Genomic DNA, 25861 nt, shown 5'->3' on the forward strand with positions numbered 1-25861 from the left:
ATGATGGAGATGACGGACCTGCACCGGCAAGCGCTTGATCTGGCCCCTGGACTTGTCGCCTTGCGCAGGGAGCTGCATCAGTATCCGGAGCTGAGCCATGAGGAATCGGAGACGGCAAGCCGGGTGGCAAGAGAGCTTGACCGCCTTGGCATTCCCTATCGTGCAGGCGTGGGCGGTCATGGCGTAGTGGCCGATGTAGAAGGCAGCTTGCCGGGGCCGACGATAGCGCTGCGTGCGGATATGGATGCCTTGCCGATTCAAGAAGAGACAGAAATTGACTTCCCATCCAGCCGCCCCGGCATCATGCATGCTTGCGGTCACGATGCGCACACGGCCATGCTGATCGGAGCTGCGGAGCTGCTGTCCCGCGGCAAGGAACAGCTCCATGGAACGGTACGGTTGATCTTCCAGCCAGCCGAAGAAGTGAATGCTGGCGCATCAGCAATGATCGAGGAAGGCGTGCTGGAAGGAGTCAGCGAAATCTACGGACTTCATAATTTGCCTACCTTGCCGGCAGGGATGGCTGCGACCCGATATGGAGCATTAATGGGATCGGTCGACCGCATCGAGATCACGCTCGAAGGCAAAGGCGGCCACGGAGCCATTCCCGATCAAAGTGTCGATCCAATCGTATGCGCCTCGGCTATCATTCAATCCCTGCAAAGCATTATCAGCAGGGAAGTATCGCCGTTCGATCCCGTTGTCGTTACGATTGGCAGCATCCATGCAGGGGAGGCGAACAATGTCATCCCACACTATTGCCGCATGACCGGAACTGTACGGACCTTTCATCCTGATGTACAGGAGAAGCTGCCGGAGCGGCTGGAACGGATTGTTCAGCGCATAGCGGACGGCTACCGTTGCAAGGCTAAGCTTGATTACATCAGCCAGACGCCTGTTCTGATGAATCATGACGATCCCGTAAAGGTCATCGAATCCGTCATAGACGAAACGTTAGGAAGCGAGTATCGCGTTATCGCTAAGCCTACGCTGGCCGGGGAAGACTTCTCTATTTACCTGAAGCATGTTCCTGGCTGTTTCTTCTGGCTCGGTTCCGGGCCGAAGGAGCGTGCGGAGGAAGCATTCGGGCTGCATCATCCGAAGTATTGGCTGAATGAAGACTGCTTGCCGTATGGCGCATCCTTGCTTGCCCATATCGCAAAATTCCGTTTGACACAATTGTCGGGAGGTCATGCATGATGAGAGAACCGATCCGAATTGGAATCATCGGTACCGATACGTCGCATGCCGTTCTGTTCACCAGGTTTATTAATGACATTAATCATCAGCACCATGTGCAGGGCGGGAAGGTCATTGCTGCCTTTCCTGGCGGATCGCCGGACTTTCCGCTCAGCGCATCCAGAGTGGACGGTTTCATGGAGACCATTGAGAATGAATACGGGGTAGAGCGGGGAGTTTCGCCAGAAGCTGTCGCTTCTCAATGCGATGCCTTACTGCTTCTGTCTGCGGATGGACGCGTTCATATGGAGCAATTTCACAAGCTTGCCCCCTTTAGAAAACCTGTCTTTATCGATAAACCTTTCGCACTGTCCGTCGATGAAGCGATTAGCATCTTCAAGCTGGCGAATCATTGGGATGTTCCGGTCATGAGCAGTTCTTCCTTACGATACGCAGAGCCGATCGTTCGCGACCTTGACCTGCATGGCCGCCATCATATAACGACCGCCGATGTGCAAGGACCACTGGTGATCGAGCCTACGCAATCTCATTATTTCTGGTATGGCCTTCATTCGGTGGAGATGCTTTACGCGATTATGGGACCAGGCTGCAGACAGGTTCAAGTTGTGGCTGAGCCGTCCGGCGAGCGCCTGATCGGCTTATGGTCGGACGGTCGGCAAGGGACTGCCCTGTGCATAAGTGAGGGTGACAGCCGTTTCATGGCACATATTCATAGAGGAGCAACTATTTCCACACTGGATGCGGAGAGCGGCGCTACCCCGTATTATGCAAGCCTGATCGCACAGGTCATGCATTTCTTTCAAACCGGCCAATCTCTGGTGCATTGGCGTGAGACGGTAGAAATCATAGCCTTTCTCGAAGCTGCAGAGAAGAGCAGAGCGACAGGCGGTTCGGTGCAACCTTTATCTTTTCTGTTATAGGATATCAATCATTTTCATCTTAAAGTATGTTGGATTTATATTTAAAATGTGGCTAATGTGATTCCTATAGGGATGTCAAATGGTTATTACGTCATTTAAAAAAGCCTATGTTAAATTCTAATATTGATTTGTGACCATAAGAAAACCGCCTTTGTGAAAAGGCGGTTAATTGAGCTATCGTCTCCCGTTGGCGTAATCACCATAATTGACAAGGTCATCTTACCGTCTGGTAAACGAGACCTATAGCTCCCGAATCAAAGGTCTTGTTTTCGATTAGCTTAAGATTGATCTTCTCCTTGAAACCTTGGAATAGCGGCAATCCCTTACCGATCAGGACGGGAGAAACCGTAATTTTATATTCATCAATTAAATCAAGCTGCATAAGGTGGTGTGCGAATCTAGGACTGCCGAGGATGACCATATCTTTGCCTGGCTGCTGTTTAAGGTTATGAATCTCTTCTTCGACATCTTCTTTCACGAGCCTCGAATTTTTCCATTCGACTTTCTCCAGCGTCGTGGAAAAAACGATTTTGGTTGTCTTTTCGATCCACTCGGCATGATTCCGTTCATACTGCGAAGCCGATGGGTTCGAAGGCACAGATGGCCAGTAACTGTGCATCATCTGATAAGTCCCACGTCCCCAAATGACAGTGTCGGCAGTACTCAGAATTTCTTTCGCATGTCTCTCCAAATCAGCATCGTAGGAAACCCAGCCAATGTCCATTTCGCCATTCGGCCCTTCTACAAAACCGTCAAGCGATGTGTGCAGAAATAGAACGAGTTTTCTCACTTTCAGTTCTCCTTTGTTCATGAGGGTTATCTACAATATACACCTACATTTTAGCAGATTTTATCTGAGGTTGTTTCTTATGGATTGCTATTCCCAAAACCTGCCCATTAGCTTAGCAAGCATAAACAGAAGCTAAACACGATTTAACCAACATATTTTTCATATTCGATAGGGTCCATACTTTTGCTAATCCGGTGTCAACATATAACTCTAACTATGACGCACGACTTTGCAACGAGACGCATCAGCTTTCTATGTGCAGCGGGGAAGAGGAGGAAGTGCGTCGGGATGGGACACCCTGCATTTTTAAACAAATATTCCAGCCTGCCAAACTTCTCGTATACGTCGCGAATAAACATCTCAAAAGCAGTCGCATCCGTTACATCCTCCATCCCGTTACCTCCCAACAATTGGTGTGAAGGATCTAGAAAAAGAATTCCACATCTATATATTCCTATATGTTACCATCTGAAGAATGAGAGAATCGTAGAGGATCGACAACAATAGGCGGGTAGTATTAGAAAATAAAGCAAGGAAATCCGAAAAACACTTTAGTTCTAAAGTTCTTTTCACTTGTCGAAAAGAATAAGCCTTTCCGCATATCATCGACATTCGCAGCATGACTCAAGAATCAGAATATTCCGAATAAAACTGAATCGTCTTGTTTATTGCCCCTTGGGCGATTCAGGATTACTATTAGAACATATCTAGTATTTTACTTATATGGTTTTGGAAACGCTTTTTTATGTTTCATATTTTCGATATAAATTCCTTCGGGAGTTTATATACACAATTGGCAGGAAAGGAGGGAAGAGGTCGTATTTTAAAGGATAGGCTAGAAAAATAGCAGCTAGAAAGGCGGTGGCTCCGGTTAACTCGAATTGGATTCGCATAGGCTTCATAGAAAAAAATTGGAAACAACTTTAAGCTTGACCTTGGCGGTGTGCACCGTTATTACTTTATGTTTCATCGTAATCGATCGTTCATCCCAATCCATATTAGGAGGTTATCAGATGAATACATTACGTTTGACTATGCCGGTTCGGACGAAAATGATAATGGCCGGCTTGCTTGCGCTGATTATGGTGGTATCCACGCTGTTCATTCCTTCGGGAAAAGTATCCGCTCATGGCAACATTACGAATAGCCGGGCAGCTTTGTGTGCCAACGGTCAGAATCAGAATTGTGGGCAAATCATATATGAGCCGTACAGCTTAGAAGGACCAAAAGGCTTCCCGGCTGCTGGTCCGCCGGATGGGAAAATCGCAAGCGCTAACACTTGGTTTACTCAACTGGATCAACAATCGGCAACTCGATGGACAAAAGTAAACATTAGCCCCGGCTCCTACACCTTCAACTGGAATATCAAAGTTCCTCATGCTACAACTAGTTGGAAATACTATATTACAAAACAAAACTGGAACCCTAACGCCCCGCTCACTCGCGATTCCTTTGACCTCACTCCTTTCTGCAGCGTAAATTCCGGAGGGGCAATGCCAGGCGGAAGTTACTCCAATACTTGCAACATCCCTAGCCGCAGCGGTTATCAAATCATATTGGCCGTTTGGGAAATCTATGATACCAATAATGCGTTCTACAATGTAATTGATGTAAACTTCGGCGGCGATGTCGATTCGCAGCCACCAACAACTCCGTCCGGACTTGCCGTCTCGAACATCGGTACAACAAGCGCTTCCTTGTCCTGGAATGCTTCCACGGACAATAAAGGCGTGGCAGGATACCGCATCTTCAACGGCAGCAACCAAATCGCCAGCACAACTGGCACTGGCACAACCCACTCCTTAACAGGCTTAACCTCTAACACCTCCTATAACCTGACGGTCAAGGCGTACGACGCTGCTGGCAATCTCTCCGCGGCGAGCAATAGTGTATCATTCACGACCCAGCAAGTAAGCGGACCGGATGTGGAACCGCCGACTGCGCCGAACAGCCTGCATGTCATGGGTACGGTCACCCATAATTCGGTACCGCTCATGTGGAATGCGTCCACAGATAACATTGGCGTAACAGGCTATCAAATTTTCCGCAACGGTACGCTAGCCGCCACTGTAACCGGCACAACGCTGCAATACACGGTTGGCGCTCTTAATTCCAATACGGCTTACACCTTTACGGTGAAAGCGATTGATGCAGCTGGCAATGTATCGGCTGCCAGCAATTCGCTAAACGTTACCACAACGGCTGTTCCAACATCCTATCCTGCATGGAGCTCGACAACTGTCTATGTAGGCGGCAATAAAGTGACACATAATGGCGTCAACTACGAGGCCAAATGGTGGACGCTAGGCGAGACGCCAGGCAACGCCGATGTCTGGAAGGTTATCCCTTAATACGAGTTAAGCTATTGCCTGCATAGCGGTCATCCGCTGTGCAGGTTTTTTATGCTTATGTAAAATATGCTGTTCAACCTGTGAATCTATCAAATGAATGTTAATGAATGCTAAGCATACCCATATTAGATAGAATTATATATAATGTCATTATCAGTTGTTTTACTTACAAAATACGACAGGGGAGAAGATTCGATTTGATTGGAGGATAACCTGGAACAAGTTTGTGTTATATTCTTCAGCTGGTAATTTTCAAAATTGCAACGCCTATTCGGCAACCTTATAATGGCAAAACCCGTTATAACATCTGTATAACGTCGATCTCATATAAGTAAGTAAAGGCGGGAATACGAAATGGAACTGCTGACATCCAGATTGCGGTTGTTTACCTTGGACGATTGTGCAAAGGCGCCGCTTGTACTCGACTATTTTAAAAGGAATAAATCCTTCCTGTCCACATGGGAGATCGTCAGAGACGACTCCTTCTATACGCTGCAGGCTCAACAAGACATGTTGTTTAATGACCTTAATTATATGGCCTGCGGACAGCTCGTCAAGCTATGGATCAGCAGGTTAGGCGAAGAAGATCGGATTATCGGCTCGGTCGCGCTGAGCAATATTGTGTACGGCGCTTTCTTGTCCTGCCATCTCGGTTATCGGCTTGATGGAGAGGAAGAAGGCAAGGGTTATATGACAGAGGCGCTTCAAGCTCTGATCGACTATGCGTTCCAGGAGCTGAAGCTGCACCGGATCGAGGCGAATATTATGCCGCAAAACGCGGCTTCGTTCCGTGTCGTTGAAAAGCTTGGTTTCTGCCATGAGGGGCTGGCTCGCAAGTATTTGAAAATTAACGGAAAATGGGAGGATCATGTGCATATGGTCCTTTTGAATGAAGAGATAGAATAAGAAGCAGCATCTAAGCATCTAATTCGATCGGATAAGGGAGGCGTACCCGTGTCAGAGGAGCAAGAGAAGAAAGAGATTGCGATTCGGCGGCAGCATTTTTTTAGGCTTAACTTGTTTTTTCTCCTGGTATTTGTATTATTCGCCATCCTGATTATTCGGCTTGCTATCCTGCAATTTGTCGAAGGCCCTACCATCCTGCAGCAGGCGAAGGATAAGCTGGGCAATACGCCGGTCCGAATCGCGCCTATTCGCGGGAATATCTATGACGCTGACGGCGTGCAGCTGGCTTATTCGACATCTGTGCAGTCTCTTTACTTTTCCATTGAGCGCGGCTTCAAATCTGAAGAAGCCGATGAGTTTGCCGCAAAGCTCAAGGAAGTATTCGACCAGTACGGCGATCAGGCCAAAAGCATGACCATTGAACAGATCAAAGAAAATATGGATTTGACCTTTCGTAAAAACACGAGATCCGTCCCCCGCAGAATCAAGTCCGGTTTGTCCAAAAAGGAAGTTGCTTATATCTCCGAAAATCTGTCGAAATACGATGGCGTGGATATTGTGGAGGAGAGCATTCGCCATTATGATCCGGATACTGTAGCCGTTCAACTAGTCGGTTATCTCAAGAAATTCAAAGGCTCCAAAGACTTGTCTTTCTATAAAAATCTGGTGCAGGACAATCCGCTCCTCAATTATATCGAGGAGGAAGAAGTCGGCTTCGACGGGCTGGAATATATGTTCCAGGAGCAATTGCGCGGAAAAAACGGGCTGAAGCTGATACCTATCGATTCTATGGGCAGAGTTAATGGCGAACCTCAAGTAACGCCGCCAGTTAAAGGGAATAACCTTCATCTGACCATTAACAAAGAGGTTCAAATGCGAACCGAAGAAGCGATTATGGAGCAGATCAAGATCCTGCAGGAGGGTGACGATCCCCGAAGCAAAAATGCTCGTACCGGATATGCGGTCGCAATGGAAGTGAAGACGGGCAATATTATTGCGATGGCCAGCATGCCGGATTACGATACAAATATTTGGGAGGGCGGCGGCGTTAACAATGACGAACTGAACCAAATCCTGTTTTATATGGTCAATGGCACGATCAGAGAGGTCTATCAGCCCATCCATGATGATAAAGAGCGTGCGAAACATCCAGGCTCTATTGTGCCGCTAGGCTCAACCATCAAGCCGTTGACCGTTCTCGTCGGCTTGAACGAGAAGCTGATAACGCCTACTACGAGCTATAGAGATACGGGCATCTTCCAATTCGGGCAGGCCGGTATTCACCGCAAAAGCATCCGTAACGCAGAGAATGCGGTATACGGACCGATGGACCCGGCGCGCGCCATTGAGAAATCATCCAATCCGTTCATGACGGAGAAGATCGGCAATGCGATGTATTTGAAATATAAAGGCGAGGAAGGCGTACAGAAGTGGGACGAATATATGAAGATGTTCGGGCTTGGCGTCTCGACGGGCAGCGGGCTGAATGAATGGCCAGGTACGATTGAATATTTTAACGAAGCCAAAAACGCAAGCACGCAATCTGCGCTAATCTATGCTTCCTTCGGTCAGCAAGGACGGTATACGACGCTGCAATTGGCTCAATATGCCGCAACGCTCGCCAGCCGGGGGAAACGGATGAAACCTCTGTTCGTAAGCGAAATCAAAGATTCGGACGGCACCGTTGTGCAGAAATTTGAACCGGTTGTTCTCAATACGGCAGATTTCCCGGAGAGCTATTGGGATGAAATCGAAGCCGGCATGCGGGCGGTTCGCGTGACGGGCTTCGATGATTTCCCGCATGAGTTTTTACGGAAGACCGGTACGTCAGAGCAAAGCGTAGCCGGGAAGATTGTGGAGAATTCCGTGTTCATCGCGTCTGCGCCAGCGGATGATCCTGTGCTGGCTGTAGCCGTAGTTGTGCCGGAAGGCGGATACGGAAGCCGGGGAGCTGCGCCGATCGCACGCAAAATATTCGACGCTTATGATAAGGAATATGGATTAAAGTAATGGTTCACCTATCATCGCGTAATAAAGAAGAGGGGGCGCTAGCCCCCTCTTTAATGTCTGCATGGGTATTATCTTTTACAATGATGGAGCAAGCGATTGCTGATACTGTGTCCATAAGGTGCTGACAGGTATGCCGGTTATGATTTGGAACTGGCTTTCCTTCCATGCGAAGATTTGAGCTTCTGTAAGACCATAAGTATTCAAAGAAACCTCGTTTAATTTGCGAATAAATCCGCGGTGCTTCGTATCTTCAATCCACCGTATGAAATTTGCGGTGCCATAAGTATGCCAGCTGCCGCCCTGTGCAACACTGTAGCGGTCATGATAGCCTGCCGAGAAGCGCAAGCTGTCCGTCAAAGCCTCTACATCGAAGTTGCCATATTGATAGGCATGTCCTAGCTCATGATATAGAATTCCGATAATCTCATCTCGCAATGACTGATTAGGATTTGCCGCCACGCCAGCGAGATGCTGGGAGTTAAACGTCAACGTTTTCAGCTCGCTGTCTCCTCCCATGGAAGCGACGGGGCCTGAATCTTCAATCTTCACAAGGATTTTCTTCACCTCTAGAGGGGCGTCTGCCGGACTCAGATACAGCAATTCATTTACCTTGCGCACGATGGCTAATATTTCTTGTTCGGCGTTCGGAAGAGCCGTTTCGAATGGCGTGAAGCCTGCCAGATTCTGAATTTCGATAGCCGGATTTACGGCATGCCACAAATCATTCGTACGCGAAAACTCTACTTCGCTCAGTTGAACGGTCCATCCGCTATGATTTTGAATATTATTCAGCTTATAGTAACGATAGGCTGTTGTATTGTTTTCCAGCAAGTAGTGCTTTCGCTGATGCCGGAGTCTGAAGTTCTCGTTCGTTTTCGTATCTAATGTAGTCCAGCTTGCAAGATCATTCGATCCTTGCAGCACCCAGCTCTTGGGATCGGCATCTGGACTGTTATTCGTCGTTTTTGCAGAGGTCAGAGCATAGCCGTCGATCGTCACAGCCTCGCCGAAGTCGAATTGCAGCCATGCCGTGTTGTTATACGTCAGCCATTTGGTCGTGCTGGTTCCGTCTACTAAGTTGCCCTTGACATCCGTTGGCGCATTTTCGCCGCTGGCCGTAACGGTAGGCTTAATCGATTGGAAGGTTTGGGTTTCATCACCGAACAGCTTAATCTCAGCTAATTGCAATAGACCGCCGTTCTCGTATTGATTCACGAATTGATCAAACTTGATATAGTTGTAAGGGGTTGAATTGACGAATGAATAGGTATTCGTTTGATGGCGCCCCGCAAAGCTTTGATTGGTCCGCATATCCAATACGGTCCATACCATTCCGTCATTGGAACCCTTTACGACCCAGTTTTTCGGATCCCGGTCCGGCGCATCTTCTGCAGAAGTAATGGAGTAGGCATTTACGATTTTTGCCGTAGCGAATTCATATTGCAGCCATGCCGGCGAAGTGAAGGTCAGCCACTTGGAAAAGACAAATTGATCGAATGCTTTAAGCCTGCTTTGGTGCTCGCCATTCTCGCCGCTTGCCGTCACTGTTCCGCCTTTTGCGAGATTAATAGGCAAAATAGTCGTAACAGAATCCGCAGCAACCGCGTTCGGTATAGCGGCCTCGCTGCCAAATCCTAGACCGATTGCCGCTGCCAATAGTAGTACTCCCAGTTTCTTCATTTCTCCACGTCCTTTTTTCTATATGGTCAATCTCTGAATTAAAAAAACTCACCTCTTAATCCTAGTAATAACTAATATGTAAAATATATCATATAATGTCGACTTCTCATAGTGTATTTCTTGTAAATCGAATGTTGGATATCGACCGCCCCAATCGCCCTTATTCTGATTATCCAAATTATGGAGCGGAATCTATCAGCGTTCATGTTATAATCCTACTAAAGCCGCACATCATCTCACTTATTTCTTTAGCTATTAAGCTTATAACGAGGGATAATTATGAAATCGCTTCCGCTGTACAAGAGGATTCAAGAAGATATTCGGTTTCTGATACGAACAGGTCAGCTTAGGCCGGGAGATCGCGTCCCGTCGGAGAAAGAGCTTGCCGAACAATATCACGTCAGCCAGATCACGTCCAAAAACGCGATTAACGGTCTGGCTGAAGAGGGCATTCTTGTCCGGCATCGCGGCAAAGGAACTTTCGTGAATGCCAATCATGAGGAACTGCCAGGGATGAGCCGCCATAAAGGCTTTATTGGTCTCATCTTGCCCAGCATGAAAACCAAGGTCGACCAGCGCATCATGAATGCGATTGAACAATATGTGAGAGAAAGCGGCTACTACTTGCTAGTCAAAATTACACAAGAATCTCCGCTTGAGGAGAGCAGAGCCATAGACGATTTTATGCTGCTGCGGGTGAAGGGTCTTATTATTTTTCCGATCGAGCAGGAAATGTACAATAATGATATATTGCGGCTATCGCTGAACCGGTTCCCGCTTGTGCTGATCGACCGTTATATGAAAGAAATCGAGACGTACAGCGTTGCCGCAGACAATCTGGATGGCGCTTGCCGTGCGGTTGGCCATCTGCTTAGCAAGGGTCATGAGAATATCGCGTTCGTCACCGTGAAGGTGACCAACTCTGCGACGGCGGATCGGGCTGCAGGTTTTGAGAAAGCATTCCTGGAGCGCAATCTGCCCATTCATAAGAATCTGTGGTGCACGCTGGGCATTGAGGATATCGCTTCGGGAAGGAGCGTATCGATTATACAGGAGTTTCTGGAGGATACTCCCGGCATTACAGCGGTGTTCACTTGCAATGCGGAGCTAACAGGCTACACTCATCGCGCGATGAGCGCAATGAGCAAGCCGGCTGGCCACAAGATTGAGCTTATGAGCTTCGACCAATCCGAATGGGCGGATGTCAGTTATGTCAAGCAGAACGTGGAGGAGATGTGCAGGATAACAATTGAGCTTCTGGTCGAGCAAATTAACGGAACCTATAATCCTAGAAGAGTGGCGGTGCCCGTCACGCTTTTTCACAAAAATATACTTAATAAGATATAAAACCGGACAAGCCATGGTGGTACGATGTAGGCGTAATATGAAAACGATTACATTAACCGATGGAAAGGGAGGACGTTATGAAGAAATCGAAGCTACTGCTAGCACTCCTCGTCTTAAGCCTGATGTTGCCCGCTTCGCTGGCAACCGCGTACCAGAACCCAAGGCAGCTCAGCAACGAATGGCCGACCTATGGCTCCGGCGATCCGTACATTCTGAAATTCAAAGGCGTCTATTATTTGTATGTCAGCACCAAAGACTCAGAAACCGGCATTAAGGCTTGGAGCTCGACTGATCTGGTGAACTGGACGTATGCCGGATTGGTGGCGACGGACCCGATTACGAAGGCTGCTTACGCGCCTGAGGTTATTTATTGGAACGGATACTTCTATATGTATACCTCACCGGGAGGCGGGGGCCATTATGTGCTCCGCAGTGAAAGCCCGACAGGTCCCTTCACCATCCAGACTCCGAATAAAGGACTCACCATTGACGGCCATGTCTTTATCGACGATGACGGTCAATGGTACTTCTACCGCGCTGCGCATGGCCAGATGGTCGCGCATCGCATGAGCGATCCCTATACGTTCGGTCCCGGCTTCAATACGGGTGCTACTGTGAACGGAGGCTGGACCGAAGGGGCGACAGTCGTCAAACGCAACGGCAAATATTATATGACTTACACCGGCAATCATGTCCATAGCCCCGCTTATAGGGTTGACTACGCGGTTAGCGATAATCCGTTGACCGGATTCGTCCCTGTGCAGAACCAAAATCCGGTACTTATCTCAACGGAAGGTCCTACAACCGGCTTAGGGCATAACGGCTTAGTTACAGGCCCTGATCTGGATTCCATGTACATGTTCTATCATGATTGGAAGGGCTATTCGCCTGAGGGCTGGCCGATTCGCAGCATTAATATGGACCGGGTCGTCTGGAACGGCGACAAGATGACCGTGCTTGGACCTACGACGACTTCACAGCCCGATCCGGCGCTACCAGCTTTCCAGGACCGATTCAACCGGACCACAATCGGATCAAGCTGGACCAATGTCAATGGCGGCACATGGGGCATCTACAATCAAGAGCTCATGTGGCAGGATACGATTGGAACGACGACGGCGTACAAGCAAATCACAAATGCTGCAACCGCCTCCAGCTATACAGCTGAATTCCATGCGAAGCAGATGGCGAGAGGAACGAGCGCGGCGCCTAGATATGGCGCAACCTTCTCCTATGTGGATGAGAACAATTATGGCGTGGCGATGCTAAGCTCCAAGAACAACCAACTGGAGACGAACATGGTTGTTGGCGGCGTCTCCCAAGGCTGGGTGAATGCGGCGCTTCCTGCCGGATTTGACTATAGCAAGTGGCATAACATTCGGGTGGAGAAATCGGGGAATTCGTTCAAAATTTACGTGGATAATATGCTGAAGGTGACCAGATCCGCTAACCTGGGAGGCGGCAAGGTAGGCTATGTGTCCGAAGACACCCATGCAGACTTCGCTTATGTCGCCTTCAGCAACCAAGCAGGCGGAAGCAGCGATTGGGATGCGTATAAGCCGATTCCTGGCAAGATCGAGGCTGTGCATTACATGAAGGGCGGCGAAGGAGTCGGTTACCATGACTTGACGCCAGCCAATCTTGGCGGCCAATATCGCAGCGATGCGGTAGATATCCGCGTCAATCCAGAGGGCGGCTACAACGTCGGCTGGAACCAGACCGGGGAGTGGCTGAAGTACCGGGTGAATGTCGCGGCAACAGGTGCGTATGATGTCACGTTCCGAATGGCGACAACGATGAACGGAGTAGGCATTCGTCTCTGGGACGGTGCGACTGCCTTGACCGGTGTTGTCTCCATCCCGAATACCGGCGGCTGGGACGCATGGCGATCGGTCACGGTGACGAACATTCCGATGACGCAAGGACAGCGGGAACTTAGAGTCGAATTCGTGACGGGCGAGGCGGATTTCGCCAGCATGGAATTCCATGCTCATGCAGCTGTACCCAGCTTGACCGATAACTTCAACGACAATAACAGCGACGGATGGAAGCGCTGGGAGGGCAACTGGTCAGTAAGCAGCGGCCAATACCATTCGGCAGGCGGCACCTTCGCGAAGACGACATTCGGCAATGACAATTGGGCGAATTACACGATTGAAGCCGATATCAGAATGAATGAAAGCGGCGGGGATGCCGGGATTATCGTAAGAGGGAAGAACCCGGCTAACGGGCTGGAGCGTGGACAAGGCAATGCCGACTTCTTGCAGGGCTACTACGCCTATATCAAGACAGACGGGGTTTACCTTGGAAAACAGAATTATAATTGGAGCAATCTGGCCGGATTCACAACGCCGCTTGCCATTAATACGTGGCATAAGATGAAGGTTGTCGTGAACGGCACGAATATTAAGGTGTACGTAGGCGATATGACGACGCCGAAGCTTGATTACAACGATCACTCGCCAACGGCATTCACCCACGGCAAGATCGGCCTGAGAACGGCACACAAGAGTACATCATTCGACAATGTAATCTTGTATCCTTAAGTTCATAGGCAAGCAGAAAGGAAGCAAAGACGGATCCTGCCAAACGGCCGGGTCTTTCTTTGTTCGATAGAACAGATGCGGAGATGATGAACATGGCGGCTCTCGGGAAAGGCAGAACACAATTACGATCCAGCATCACGTACAAATGGCTGTTGCTGTTAGTTGCGATTACACTTATTCCGCTGTTGGTGCTCGGTGCGGTCTCTTATTCCATTACTAAAAATGCGATAGACAAAAAAGTGACGGATGCCTCCAAACAGCTAATCAGGCAGACTGCGGAGAACATCGATATCCGTTTCTCGGGCTATAAGGATATCGTCATGCAGATGATTACCAATCCGGAGATTATGTCGCTTCTGAACCGCATCAGCCAACGGGACGAGGAGGTTGTCGAGCATATTTCGTTAACATCCAAGCTGGCGTATTTCACTGCCGTATCCCCGGAGTTCAAATCCGTCTCCTTCGTCACGGATTCCATGTATATCAAAGGCATATTCCGCTGGGATGACCAGGCGGAGCTGAAGACCGAGTTTTATAGCAAAACGATGGGCGCAGGAAACGACTTTGTCTGGTTTCCTACCAGGCGGGGCTACTATTCCGATACGGCGGATAGTCATGAAGAACATGTATTCTCCGTCTCCAAGCAAGTATTCAATATTCATGACGGGCGTCAGCTGGGTATGGCTGTTGTGCTGGACATCCGCGAGGAGATGCTGAGCGAGATTCTGCGAAACAATGCGGCTAGCGACCTTCGCACGGAAAGCTTTGTCATCGACCAAAACGGCATGATCCTGTCCCATAGCAACAAGGAGATGCTGTTCACACCTGTAGAGGATTCATTCGAGTCGGAAGAAGCTGCCATACTGATGCGCGAAGAGAGAGAAGACAGCTTCGTCGCTCATTACAAAGGAAAAGAAGTGATGGTCAACTATCAGCAGCTTAAGAGCAGCAATTGGCGGGTCGTGCATGTGATTGAACGCTCCAGCCTCTACAAGGACTCGAACCAGGTTATTCAGGTCATTGCGATCCTGCTTGCCGTATGTGCATTGTTTTCGATTGTTGCGGCTTACGCGATGGCCAATTCCGTATCCAGTCCGTTGAAGCGGATGGTGAAAGCGATGAAGCAGGTCCATATCGGAAATCTGGCGACAAGAATCGATCGGAACGACAAGCGGATTGATGAGATTGGCAGTCTTGAATACCATTTCAATGATATGGTCGGGCGGATCGAGGAATTAGTGCAGGCGGTGTATCAAGAGCAGAACAATAAACGGATTGCCGAGGTGAAAGCGCTGGAAGCGCAAATTAATCCTCATTTTCTGTACAATACACTCGATGCAATCAAGTGGACGGCCTTGTTCCAGAAGGCGAACACTGCAGCAGAGATGGCGCGGCTTCTGTCCAGACTGCTCCATATTAGCATCGGCAAAGGCAGTGACACAGTGATGGTGCAGGAGGAAATGGAGCATGTGGAATGTTACATGGGGATACAGAACCTGCGCGCAGCAGGCCGAATTGAAGTTGTCTATGACGTCGAGGAAGAAGTGAAGTCGTACCGCATACCGAAGGTCATTCTGCAGCCGATTGTAGAGAACGCGGTTCTCCATGGATTCGCTGACCGATCCGACGGCGCCGTCATTCATATCCGCTGCCATCGTGCGGATGGCAGCCTGCTCTTCATCATCAAGGATAACGGTCACGGGTTCGAGACGGATATGCCGGACCTATATGGCCATCAAGCAGAGGATCTGCCGAAGAGCGCTTCGTTTCTTGGTGTCGGCCTGTCCAATGTCGAGGAGCGCATTAAGCTGATATGCGGCAAGGAATATGGGCTAAGCATCACGAGCAAGCTGGGTGCCGGCACCACGGTGACAATCACACTGCCCATCATGAAGGAGGAGAACAACCATGTATAAGGTACTGATTGTCGATGACGAGCACTTGGTCCGCTATGGGATCAAAGCAATGATCGATTGGGAGAGTATCGGCTTCCAGGTCGTCGGGGAGGCCAGCAACGGCAGAGAGGGACTGCAAGCATTCCAAGAGCTAGCGCCCGATGTGCTCATTACAGATATTAAGATGCCCGTTATGGACGGTATGGAGCTGATTGCGCAGGTCCGCATGATTGACCGGGATGCGAAGCTGATCTTGTTGACCTGTCTGGAGGACTTCGAATATGCGCAGCGGGCACTCAGGCTCGGCACGACCGATTATTTGATCAAATCCAATATGATGCCTCAGGACATGGAAAGCGTGATGCTGGTGTTGAAGGGCTTGCTGGACGAGGAACGCGCAGATCAGGGCAAGCTGCCGGAATCTGGCGAAGATACCGCGGAGGCCAGAGAGGCCATTGCGATGGATGCTCTCTTAATGGGCTTGGCGCACGGAACAATATCTGCCGGACCTATGACTGGAGCCATGCTTCAGACCTCTGAATTAAATAACCATCAGGGAGAGCTGGTTCTTTTGCATATCGGCTTGGATTACATGGAGAACGTGACGCAGCGCTTTTCGGAGAACGAGCTTATAAGGCTTCATACGGAAGGGGCCAGCATTGTACGCCATATTTGCTCAGCAGAGAAATATGGCATCGAGTTGTTCTCAAGCCGTACAGGAGAGTGGAACGTTCTCCTTAAGAATGCCGGTGAGAGTCATGCGGAAGCGCTCGGCCAAGCGATAATCAACCGCCTCTCTGAGGTCTGGAACGAATCCGCGACAGTCGGGATCAGCAGCGCGTTTCACGCCTTGACAGAACTTCGCGAGGCCTATATCCAAGCGGAACAGGGGTATCGGCTGAAGCTCTTTCTGGGCTGCGGCAGCGTCATTCGTGCGGACGCCAGGTCCGCAGATGATTCCACCCACCAACCGGCTCCTATTATGAACAAAAAGCTGAACGATTTTTTGTATTCGCTGGACAGCGAGGCAATGAGAACGTATATCGATCATGTCTTCAATGATGCGGAGGCCAGATTGGACGTGGAGAGAGCCCAGCTCATCTCCATTGAGCTGCTGCTTAACCTGACTAATATGTACACTGACTTAACCCATGACCATGAATGGTTGTATGACCGGAAGAAGGAGCTCTACGACCAAATCAAGGAATTGGAGACTTTGTCGGACAGGAAGCGATGGTTCGTCCAGGTATATGAGGAGCTTATTCATAAAGTGCGGAGCGTTTACTCCAGCGATCAAGGGTCAATCCCGAAAATAATCGCATTTATCGATCAAAACTACGACAAGGAGCTCTCCCTGCAAATATTGAGCGAACATGTCCATCTCAGTAAAAATTACTTGGCCAATCTGTTCAAGAAGGAAACAGGCGAAGGCGTCATTGACTACATTACAAGAGTTCGCATGGACCGGGCGAAGTCGCTGCTGCGGGGCACGGATTTGAAGAGCAGTGAGATCAGCCTGAAGGTCGGCATACCTGATTCCAAGTATTTTTCCAAGCTATTCAAAAAAATGACCGGCGTGACGCCAAGCGAATACCGTGAAGCGGCTCACGCCACATCTCATCTGTAGATTTGACACCTGCCGGAATATTTTACACCGCACGGATCGCACGACGGGTTCGTGCCTTGTTTGTTTACATGCGATTTTACGACAGAGTGCGTTGATCTTAACGTTCCAGCATGTCAGCTCAGCCATTATGATGGATACAGGAACGCGATGTAGACGCTTACAACATACAGGTAAAGCGGATTCGCGCATCCGAATTCGATAAGGAAAAGGGGTACATCCATGGTAGGAAAGAAAAGATGGGTCAACATGCTTCTGACAGCGCTTGCGGTTATGCTGGTCTTGGCGGGCTGCTCCGGCAATAACGGCAAGCCGGCGAACACGAGCAGTCCTTCGCCAACAGCTTCAAACAGCGGTTCTGACGGAGGCGAGGCAAGTCAGCCGGTAGAAATTACATTCTGGAACTTATTCGGCGGCGGCGAAGGCGATTTCGTCGATCAGATTGTGAGCGGATTCAATGAATCTCAGAAAGAAGTGACAGTGAAGACGCTCAGACTGGAATCGAATGAATATTACGCAAAGTTCGGTACGGCATTGGCATCTGGCAAAGGTCCTGACGTTGCAGTCGCTCACGCAGACCGTCTGGCGCCGTTCGTGAAGGCCGGCCAGCTAAGCCCGCTCGACGAGCTTGCAGGCCAAGCGGACTTCAACTTCACAGAGATTACGGACGCAAACGTTGAGAGCGTCAGCTATGACAGCAAGCCGTACGCTGTACCGCTCGATACGCATTTCCATATGTTCTACTACAACAAGGACTTGCTGGAGCAGGCCGGACTGTTGAACGAGGACGGCACTCCGAAGTTTGGCGAGATCTCGCCGGAAGGCTTCAAGCAATTCCTGTCCGAGATTAAGAGCAAGGTGCCTGATGTGACGCCATTCGGTGTCAATACGCCTTACTTCCATGAGCCATTCTACAATCTCTATTACCAGGCAGGCGGCAGCATTCTGACCGACGATCTGAGCCAATCGGCTCTCAATAACGAGAATGCACTTAACGTACTGAATTTCTACCTGGATCTGTATGACCAAGGCCTCAGCGACATCAATGACAAGACGCCATGGGACACCTTCCACAGCGGCAAAGCTGCGACTTGGTTCGGCGGCGTATGGGAAGCCGGCTGGCATCTGGGCGAGGAAGGGCTGAATGTCGGCATTACATCCATTCCTCCGTTCTTCGGAAGCGAGTCTCACTGGTCCGGTTCGCACACGCTGGTCATTCCGGAGTATGTAACGGACGAGAAGAAGGTAGCCGCTATGAAGTTTATGAAGTACTTCACGATGGAAGGCGGCAAGGTATGGGGCCAAGCGGGTCACGTGCCTGCAGGCAAAGCCGTAATTGCAAGCGACGAATACCTCAGTCAGCCTTACCGCGATGAGTTTATCAAGTCTCAGCAAACCGTGAAATATGCACCGAAGACGGACCAATACAATGCAATTGATACAGTCGTGAAGGAAGTTCTGCAAGGCATCATCTTCAAGACGATCACGCCTGAGGAAGGCTTGAAAGGCATGGAGAAAGAGATTAACGAGATTGTTCAAAACTAATCAAATGAATGCTGTGGAGCCGCGTCTTTCCAGATGCCGCTCCTCAGCCTCATCCTACAGAGACAGATTTGGCTTGCCGGCCAATGGAGGAGGATAACCGTGAAAGTTCAGCAAGGAGCCGGCTTCAGGTGGAAAAGAAATCTAAAGCTTGAACTGTCGGCGCTCGCCTTTTTAGCTCCGTTTCTAATTCCGCTTTTACTCTTTTATATTTGGCCGCTGCTGAGAGGCGTATGGATCAGCTTTCATTCATGGGGCATTCTCGGCATGCAGAAGTATGTCGGCCTTGGCAACTACAAGAAGCTGCTTACAGGCGGAGACTTTTTCCATTACCTTTGGAACAGCTTTTATTTCGTACTGTTGATTGTGCCGATCATTATTGCGCTGGGCTTGCTGCTGGCGTTGCTGGTTCAGAGAAAGGTTCCGCTTCAGACAACCTTCCGTTCCATCTACTTTTTACCTTATGTGCTTTCGGTTTCTGTTATCAGCTTTATCTGGCTGCGGATGTTCGATTCGAAAAACGGGCTCCTGAACGTCATTCTGGATTCGCTCGGCTTGCCGACAGTCCATTGGCTGACAAGTCCCGGGGCGGCATGGTGGTCAATCGTCATTGCCACTGTCTGGTGGACGGTCGGATTTGTCATGGTGCTGTTTCTGGCAGGACTGCAAGAGATCTCGCCTGACCTGTATGAAGCGGCGGATATCGACGGCGCATCGGCTTTCCATAAGTTTCGTTATATTACGCTTCCTGGATTAATGCCCGTGATGAAGATTCAGATCTTCTTTCAGATTATCGCCGGCCTGAAGCTGTTCGGCCAAGTGCAAATTATGACGAACGGCGGTCCCGGAGACGCGACGAATACGATTATTCGCTATATCTACGTCACCGGCTTCAAAAAAGATATGTTCGGTCTAGCGGCCGCACAATCCACCATGTTCTGCATCTTCATGCTGCTAGTCGCAGCCGTACAATACATGTTCATGAATCGCAAGACAGATTAGAAGGAGGGAATGCGTATGGCGCGTATCTTCATTTATATTTTGACTCTGCTATTGGCCGTCGTGTTTGTGATTCCTCTAGTCTGGATGTTCGTCGTTTCCTTTAAGCCTGAGGGCGTTTCCGCCATTACGATTAAAGAATGGATTGATTTCTCAGACCTGACGTTCCGCAACTATACCAAGGTGCTGACAGAATCCCAAATTCTCACTTGGACTTGGAACAGCTTGGTAATCGGCGCCATTACGACTGTGATTACGATTGTAATCAGCTCACTGGCCGCATTTGCATTTTCACGTAAGAAATTCAAAACCAAAGGCTTCTGGTTTCTACTATGCGTATCCGGGCTTCTGATTCCGACGGAGGCTATGCTTATTCCGCTATACGAGACGGTGCTGAACATTCAATTGCTGGACAATATATGGGGAATTATACTGCCTAGCTTGACGAACCCGCTCGGACTGATCCTGATCAAGCAGTTTATGGACGGACTTCCGAAGGATTACAAGGAGGCAGCGCAAATAGACGGCTGCAAGGATCTGCGCATGTGGTGGTCGATCTACGTACCGCTGACGCGTTCAGCCATGATTTCGATCGGTATTTTTTATTTCATTATGTCCTGGAACAACTTTATCTGGCCTTATATCGCCATCAACACAGAGGAAAGCATGGTGCTTGCGACAGGGCTTCCGACCTTCCTGGCGAACAACGTGCTGCATGTGAATACGATTATGACAGCGAGCGCGATAGCGGCGATTCCTACGATGGTCGTCTTTATTCTTTTGCAGCGGCATATCGTACAGGGGGTTGCTATGACCGGGGTGAAGGGTTAACGAATAGCTGCATCGATAGATAAACCACGATAAAGGAGAACAGGATGCGATAATGACAACGAGCAGATATATCAAGGATTATCCCCGGCCGCAGTTCGTCAGGGATGAATGGACGAATCTGAACGGGGAATGGGCTTTCGGCTTCGATGATGCCAATATTGGCGAAAGCGAAGGGTGGCCGTGGCAATTCAGGGGGGACAAAACCATCATCGTGCCATTCAGCTATGAGACCGAGGCAAGCGGCATTGGGGAGCAAGCACATCACCGCCAGGTGTGGTATCAACGGATGATTGATATTCCGGAAGACCAGGCTGGGAAGTCCGTCATGCTTCACTTCCAGGCTGTGGATTACATCGCGAAGATATGGGTGAATGGCCGATATGTCGGCCTCCATCAAGGCGGATATAGCGCCTTTTCCTTTGATATTACGCCTTATGTCGTATATGGCGGCAGCAACAGCGTTACCGTTAAAGCTGAGGACAGCATGGACGCTGCACAGCCTCGCGGGAAACAGCGCTGGACGAAGGACAGCTTCGAATGCTTCTATGTTCAGACGACCGGCATTTGGCAATCGGTATGGCTGGAATATGTTCATCCCGTACATATCGAAGCGGTCAAGATGACCCCGGATATCGATACGCGCAAGCTGCTCTTGGAATATCAGGTTCAAGGGGATCTGGCCTCTGGAGATATCCGCGTGGAGACGATTATCAGTCTGAAAGGAAATCGTATCAAGCACATGAGCCTCGTTATCGATCGTCCATGGCTCCAGCTTGATGTCGATTTGCTGCATGAGATGAACGGCCCGTGGAAAATGAGCTACTGGACGCCGGCGACTCCTCATTTGTACGACATCGAATTTGTCTTGTACAAAGGGGAGGAGAAGCTGGACCATGTCTATTCCTATTTTGGCATGAGGAAAATCTCTACACGAGAAGGTCAAATTTTGCTGAACAATGAACCGATCTACCAGCGGCTGCTGCTGGATCAGGGCTATTGGCCGGAGAGCCATCTCACGCCGCCTTCGGAGGAAGCCATCCTGCAGGATATCGATGCGATTCTCGCAATGGGCTACAATGGAGTACGCAAGCATATGAAGGTGGAGGACCCGCGCTTCCTCTATTGGTGCGACGTGAAGGGCTTGCTGGTCTGGTCGGAGATGGCGGCGACCTTCGAATTCAACGATCATGCCATTCAGCGGTTCACCGGGGAATGGATGGAAATCGTGCGCCAGTATTACAATCATCCTTCGATCATTACGTGGGTGCCATTCAACGAATCATGGGGCATCATGAATGTGGCGAAGGACCGCAGGCAGCAGGCATTCACAGAGTCGATCTATCATTTGACCAAATCCTTTGATCCGATGCGTCTTGTCGTCTCCAATGACGGATGGGAGCATACAATCTCAGATATTCTGACGCTGCACGATTATGTGGAGAGCGGTGAGGAATTCCGTCAGCGCTACAGCGACAAGGAAAACATTGTTGGCAACCGGATTGCCTTCAACAATAAGAAATATGCTTATGCTGACGGTTACCGCTATAGCGGACAGCCGGTAATCCTGAGCGAATTTGGAGGCGTTGCCTTCAAGAATGATGCGGGATGGGGTTATGGCAACCAGGAATCGACGGAGGAGTCTTACCTGAGCCGGTTGAAGGAGCTTCATGAGGCGGTCAAGGCGACAGATTATATTGTCGGCTACTGTTATACCCAAATTACCGATGTTCAGCAGGAAGTGAACGGCTTGCTGGAAGAGAACCGCGAGCTGAAGGTTCCGCTGGAAGCCATAAAGGAATTAAACACGAATAACGGTTGAGCCTACAAGTTAGAGACCATCGAACACTTGATCATCACTCAGTCATCGCTGGATTATACCAGGCTTGATCGCTCTCACAAATCCCCCTTATGTGGACCGCGCTATCGTGTGCGGTCTTTTTTTCTGTTGAACTATACGATCCGATCCTCCATAATACTCGATAGAATAGGAGGAGGACTCGAGTCCATGCATATTCAAGCCCGCACGAAAGAACATCAAGAAAGCAAGACTGGGAAGCTCCAGGAATGGACAGCTCCCGGCAAGCAGCAACAGCTCTACAAACGAACGCTAGCCATTGTCATATTATCGCAATTATTCGGAGGCGCGGGACTTGCGGCAGGCGTGACCGTGGGCGCCCTGCTCGCGCAAGATATGCTTGGAACCGAGCGTTACGCCGGCATTCCGGCAGCCCTTATTACGCTTGGCTCCGCACTCGCATCCTTCCTGATGGGGCGTCTTACCCAACGATTCGGAAGACGGTCCGGTCTTGCAGCAGGCTTCCTCGCTGGAGGTATTGGCGCGATCGGGATTATTACGGCAGCCGTAGCAGGCAGCATCCCGTTATTATATTTCGCCCTATTTATCTATGGGGCGGGCACCGCCACCAACCTGCAGGCACGTTATGCGGGTACCGATCTTGCGAAGCCGAAGCAACGGGCAACAGCTATCAGCATCGCTATGGTATCCACGACATTCGGCGCGGTAGCCGGTCCGAATCTGATTGGCGTAATGGGGAATTATGCCGAATCGATCGGCGTTCCGAGATTGGCGGGACCGTTCATACTAGCGGCAGGAGCCTTCACGATTGCCGGACTCATTATTCTGGTGTTGTTGCGTCCTGATCCATTTTTGGTCGCCAGCAGGATAGCAGAAGCGCAAGCGGCTGCCAACCCATCGCAGAACGGCAAGACTCAAGCGGGCAACAGGCAGGGGATCAAGCTGGGAGCAGCCATTATGATCTTGACGCAAATTATAATGGTCGCCATTATGACCATGACACCGATCCATATGACTCATCATGGCCACGGGCTAAACGAAGTAGGTATCGTGATTGGCATCCATGTCGGTGCCATGTACTTGCCTTCGCTCTTCACCGGCATGCTGATTGATCGCATTGGCAGAATCAAGATGGCTTGCGCGTCCGGCGTCGTCTTGCTCGCCTCCGGACTGCTCGCAGCATTCGGACCTGCGGATTCCATGCTGTCGCTAATCACGGCTCTAGCACTGCTGGGTCTTGGCTGGAATCTGGGGCTCATTAGCGGAACAGCCCTCATTGTCGATTCCACCAGCCAAGCGACTAGAGCGAAGACGCAAGGCACAGTAGACGTGCTGATTGCACTTGCCGGTGCTTCCGGCGGCGTGTTATCCGGCATGATCGTAGCGCAATCCAGCTATGCGACTCTAGCTTTGGCAGGCGGTTTGTTGTCTCTGCTGCTTATTCCCGTTATGTTCTGGTCATCCAGATCATCAAAATAGCAGTTTGAGTTACGCCGTCCAGGCAGCGCGTAGCGGTTATAACAAAAGTAGCCATTCTTGAGGGATGGCTGCTTTTTGGTATTCCAGCAACCTTAAACCAATTTGTTTCGTTTAGGAAATAGTAGGAAATGATGGATTCATGAAGTGAAGGAGGATAAGATGATGGTTAGACTTCAACTGCGGTATGGGGTCGTCTTCCTGATGTTCTTCCTCATCCTGCAGGCTTGCAGCGCAAAAGCGGAAGTAGAGCAAAATAACCAGCCTGTTCCAATCCCGCTGCCAGCGAATATCGGGTCTATAACCGTTTTCGAGCAGCATCACAATCAAATTGTCGTTGAGCATACTGCCTCTGATACGATAGAAGTGTTGATTGAGGGGTTAAAGCAGGCGAAGCCATCCGATATTAGCGATCCTGAATACAGCGGTACGCCATATAGGGTTGAATTGACTGGTCCGAAGAAGAAGCTGGTCTTGGAGCTGAATGACCTGACGGCTACGGCCTCCACCGATGTCAGTGCCAAAGTATATCTGATTTTGCCCGGTGAAGAGCGGACCAGGGCTTGGTCTCTGCCGTCCGAATGGATACAGAGCCTGCTGCGCTCAGAAGCTGAGCAAGCTGAACCTGTCATTCAATTGACGCTGGATGAGGTCAATGATTCTGTCACGCTTGCAGCGAATCGCGCGATTGACAAGACGTCCCTAGAGGAAGCTCTAAGAACTTTTATGGTGATCTATCCGTCTGCAGGAGATGCTGCATCTGTCTACAGGCTGAATTGGACGGACCCTCGCAGAGTTGTCATCGCATTTCCTTATTTGCCGGAAGGCTCGGTAGCGGAGTTCAAATTGGACGGTGTGCTGACGAGAGAGGGGCAGTCATTCCAGATTAACTCGCCGCTGGAAGGCAAGCTGATTACCATTCATCAAGGGCTTGCTTGGAGCGGTCTGCAATGGGTAGATCCGGGGGGCAAAATGGTACGCGAGCATGCTTTTCCTACGGCGGTGTCCATCATGCCGGCAAGCTTCTCTGCTCATGAGTCGGAGATTATCATTTACAATCATGACATTCCGGCGTATCGGTTGGATTTGAAGTCTGGTCATGTCGAGGATATTCTGTCCAAGGAGCAAATCGATGTATCTGAGCTTGCAGTGAACGATAACGGAATAGGCTTTACATTCTCATATAGTGAAAATAAGGAACAGCTTTACATGGTTCACGGATGGGAAACCATCTACCGGGTGGAGACAAACGGCGGTCAGAAGAAATTGATTTATAGCTCGGACCTACCGATCTATGGCATAGCCTCATCGCCAGATGGGAAGCATGTAGCCGTATTGACTGATTCGAGCGGGAGCCTGGGGCCTTATGCCGATTTGCGGGTAATCGATGCCAACGGGAAGCTGGTTTCCGAATTCAAGATGGCGGCATATAGCGGACATAGCGACGGCTGGTATTTCATCTATCCGGTGAGATGGACGGACAACGAGAGGATAGAGGTGCCATTGGTCGGCAGCCCGAGTGTAGCTTTTTTCCGGGGTAAAGCGACGTTCCATTATAAGAAGGGGTTGCAGCAGAAGCAAGGGAGTGAGTCTTTATCTGCGTCTGACATGGCAATTCTGAAGGCAACTATTGACGGATGGGACGAATTGGATCTGATTCGTGCGCTTCCGAGGTCCGAAGCAGCGGGGGAGCGGTATATTGCTGTTACATTGGCAGGATCTGGAAGCTGGCTGATTGATCGGGAAGAGCAGCACGCGCGCAAGCTCGGATCAGGGCCGGTAATAGCCTGGACACCCAAAGGGCAGGTGGTTTATTGGCATTCTACCGAAGGAATGTCTGTGGACTATATCTCCATCGACTAGCTCAAATCGATGGAATCAGGAGCACCCCGTACATGATTGTACGGGGTGCTGCTCTTTCCGTTTAG

General features: G+C 49.9%; 18 protein-coding genes. 15 read left to right on the forward strand and 3 right to left on the reverse strand.

Annotated features, from left to right (window positions below; all coding sequences use genetic code 11):
* Window positions 1–1200, forward strand: a complete 1200-nt coding sequence (locus D3P07_RS08980) for a M20 metallopeptidase family protein (RefSeq protein ID WP_310732541.1) — start codon at window positions 1–3, stop codon at window positions 1198–1200.
* Window positions 1197–2120: a Gfo/Idh/MocA family oxidoreductase gene (locus tag D3P07_RS08985; RefSeq protein ID WP_119799834.1), complete on the forward strand. Its 924-nt coding sequence runs from the start codon at window positions 1197–1199 to the stop codon at window positions 2118–2120. Before D3P07_RS08980 ends, D3P07_RS08985 begins: the two co-directional genes overlap by 4 nt.
* 214 nt (window positions 2121–2334) lie before the next feature.
* Here D3P07_RS08985 and D3P07_RS08990 read toward each other — a convergent pair whose 3' ends face one another.
* Window positions 2335–2910: a dihydrofolate reductase family protein gene (locus D3P07_RS08990; protein ID WP_119799835.1), complete on the reverse strand. Its 576-nt coding sequence runs from the start codon at window positions 2908–2910 to the stop codon at window positions 2335–2337.
* Window positions 2911–3107: 197 nt separating this feature from the next.
* Window positions 3108–3302 carry a hypothetical protein gene (locus tag D3P07_RS08995; protein WP_119799836.1) on the reverse strand — a complete coding sequence of 65 codons (195 nt, stop codon included), beginning with the start codon at window positions 3300–3302 and terminating at the stop codon, window positions 3108–3110.
* A 621-nt stretch (window positions 3303–3923) separates the two neighbouring features.
* Between D3P07_RS08995 and D3P07_RS09000 the strand changes: the two genes are divergently transcribed.
* From D3P07_RS09000 to D3P07_RS09010, 3 genes are all read left to right on the forward strand, one after another.
* Window positions 3924–5261: a lytic polysaccharide monooxygenase gene (locus D3P07_RS09000; RefSeq protein WP_119799837.1), complete on the forward strand. Its 1338-nt coding sequence runs from the start codon at window positions 3924–3926 to the stop codon at window positions 5259–5261.
* A gap of 354 nt (window positions 5262–5615) precedes the next feature.
* Window positions 5616–6167 carry a GNAT family N-acetyltransferase gene (locus tag D3P07_RS09005; RefSeq protein ID WP_119799838.1) on the forward strand — a complete coding sequence of 184 codons (552 nt, stop codon included), beginning with the start codon at window positions 5616–5618 and terminating at the stop codon, window positions 6165–6167.
* Between the two features lie 48 nt (window positions 6168–6215).
* Window positions 6216–8177 carry a peptidoglycan D,D-transpeptidase FtsI family protein gene (locus tag D3P07_RS09010; RefSeq protein ID WP_119799839.1) on the forward strand — a complete coding sequence of 654 codons (1962 nt, stop codon included), beginning with the start codon at window positions 6216–6218 and terminating at the stop codon, window positions 8175–8177.
* Between the two features lie 75 nt (window positions 8178–8252).
* Here D3P07_RS09010 and D3P07_RS09015 read toward each other — a convergent pair whose 3' ends face one another.
* A complete protein-coding gene (locus D3P07_RS09015; protein ID WP_119799840.1) occupies window positions 8253–9857 on the reverse strand; it encodes a basic secretory protein-like protein in 1605 nt (534 codons plus the stop codon).
* A gap of 279 nt (window positions 9858–10136) precedes the next feature.
* On the opposite strand from D3P07_RS09015, the gene D3P07_RS09020 reads away from it, so the two are divergent.
* The 10 genes from D3P07_RS09020 (at window position 10137) to D3P07_RS09065 (ending at window position 25796) form a co-directional block, all read left to right on the forward strand.
* Window positions 10137–11204: a GntR family transcriptional regulator gene (locus tag D3P07_RS09020; protein ID WP_119799841.1), complete on the forward strand. Its 1068-nt coding sequence runs from the start codon at window positions 10137–10139 to the stop codon at window positions 11202–11204.
* A gap of 77 nt (window positions 11205–11281) precedes the next feature.
* The gene (locus D3P07_RS09025; protein WP_259391405.1) at window positions 11282–13750 is read left to right on the forward strand and encodes a family 43 glycosylhydrolase; all 2469 of its coding nucleotides are present in this window, start codon (window positions 11282–11284) and stop codon (window positions 13748–13750) included.
* A 59-nt stretch (window positions 13751–13809) separates the two neighbouring features.
* A complete protein-coding gene (locus D3P07_RS09030; protein ID WP_147384498.1) occupies window positions 13810–15666 on the forward strand; it encodes a cache domain-containing sensor histidine kinase in 1857 nt (618 codons plus the stop codon).
* The gene (locus tag D3P07_RS09035) at window positions 15659–17272 is read left to right on the forward strand and encodes a response regulator (protein WP_119799844.1); all 1614 of its coding nucleotides are present in this window, start codon (window positions 15659–15661) and stop codon (window positions 17270–17272) included. The genes D3P07_RS09030 and D3P07_RS09035 overlap by 8 nt, the downstream gene beginning before the upstream one ends.
* A 219-nt stretch (window positions 17273–17491) precedes the next feature.
* A complete protein-coding gene (locus D3P07_RS09040) occupies window positions 17492–18814 on the forward strand; it encodes an ABC transporter substrate-binding protein (RefSeq protein WP_119799845.1) in 1323 nt (440 codons plus the stop codon).
* A 99-nt stretch (window positions 18815–18913) separates the two neighbouring features.
* Window positions 18914–19813 carry a carbohydrate ABC transporter permease gene (locus D3P07_RS09045; protein ID WP_182914234.1) on the forward strand — a complete coding sequence of 300 codons (900 nt, stop codon included), beginning with the start codon at window positions 18914–18916 and terminating at the stop codon, window positions 19811–19813.
* A gap of 15 nt (window positions 19814–19828) precedes the next feature.
* A complete protein-coding gene (locus tag D3P07_RS09050) occupies window positions 19829–20641 on the forward strand; it encodes a carbohydrate ABC transporter permease (protein ID WP_119799847.1) in 813 nt (270 codons plus the stop codon).
* Between the two features lie 52 nt (window positions 20642–20693).
* Window positions 20694–22460 (forward strand): glycoside hydrolase family 2 protein, encoded by a 1767-nt coding sequence (locus tag D3P07_RS09055; protein WP_119799848.1) that lies wholly within the window; start codon window positions 20694–20696, stop codon window positions 22458–22460.
* Window positions 22461–22646: 186 nt separating this feature from the next.
* Window positions 22647–23936: an MFS transporter gene (locus D3P07_RS09060; protein ID WP_119799849.1), complete on the forward strand. Its 1290-nt coding sequence runs from the start codon at window positions 22647–22649 to the stop codon at window positions 23934–23936.
* Window positions 23937–24095: 159 nt separating this feature from the next.
* Window positions 24096–25796, forward strand: coding sequence for a hypothetical protein (locus D3P07_RS09065; RefSeq protein WP_147384499.1), 1701 nt, complete (start codon window positions 24096–24098; stop codon window positions 25794–25796).
* Window positions 25797–25861 lie beyond the last annotated feature (65 nt).

The sequence above is a fragment of the Paenibacillus sp. 1011MAR3C5 genome (assembly GCF_003591485.1).
Lineage (GTDB): Bacteria > Bacillota > Bacilli > Paenibacillales > Paenibacillaceae > Pristimantibacillus.

Coding starts and splice junctions, on each gene's coding strand:
- D3P07_RS09015 (WP_119799840.1), bottom strand. CDS start 9,857: ATGAAGAAACTGGGAGTACTACTATTGGCAGCGGCAATCGGTCTAGGA.
- D3P07_RS09020 (WP_119799841.1), top strand. CDS start 10,137: ATGAAATCGCTTCCGCTGTACAAGAGGATTCAAGAAGATATTCGGTTT.
- D3P07_RS08995 (WP_119799836.1), bottom strand. CDS start 3,302: ATGGAGGATGTAACGGATGCGACTGCTTTTGAGATGTTTATTCGCGAC.
- D3P07_RS09055 (WP_119799848.1), top strand. CDS start 20,694: ATGACAACGAGCAGATATATCAAGGATTATCCCCGGCCGCAGTTCGTC.
- D3P07_RS09000 (WP_119799837.1), top strand. CDS start 3,924: ATGAATACATTACGTTTGACTATGCCGGTTCGGACGAAAATGATAATG.
- D3P07_RS09025 (WP_259391405.1), top strand. CDS start 11,282: ATGAAGAAATCGAAGCTACTGCTAGCACTCCTCGTCTTAAGCCTGATG.
- D3P07_RS08985 (WP_119799834.1), top strand. CDS start 1,197: ATGATGAGAGAACCGATCCGAATTGGAATCATCGGTACCGATACGTCG.
- D3P07_RS09050 (WP_119799847.1), top strand. CDS start 19,829: ATGGCGCGTATCTTCATTTATATTTTGACTCTGCTATTGGCCGTCGTG.
- D3P07_RS09035 (WP_119799844.1), top strand. CDS start 15,659: ATGTATAAGGTACTGATTGTCGATGACGAGCACTTGGTCCGCTATGGG.
- D3P07_RS09065 (WP_147384499.1), top strand. CDS start 24,096: ATGATGGTTAGACTTCAACTGCGGTATGGGGTCGTCTTCCTGATGTTC.
- D3P07_RS09005 (WP_119799838.1), top strand. CDS start 5,616: ATGGAACTGCTGACATCCAGATTGCGGTTGTTTACCTTGGACGATTGT.
- D3P07_RS09060 (WP_119799849.1), top strand. CDS start 22,647: ATGCATATTCAAGCCCGCACGAAAGAACATCAAGAAAGCAAGACTGGG.
- D3P07_RS09040 (WP_119799845.1), top strand. CDS start 17,492: ATGGTAGGAAAGAAAAGATGGGTCAACATGCTTCTGACAGCGCTTGCG.
- D3P07_RS08980 (WP_310732541.1), top strand. CDS start 1: ATGATGGAGATGACGGACCTGCACCGGCAAGCGCTTGATCTGGCCCCT.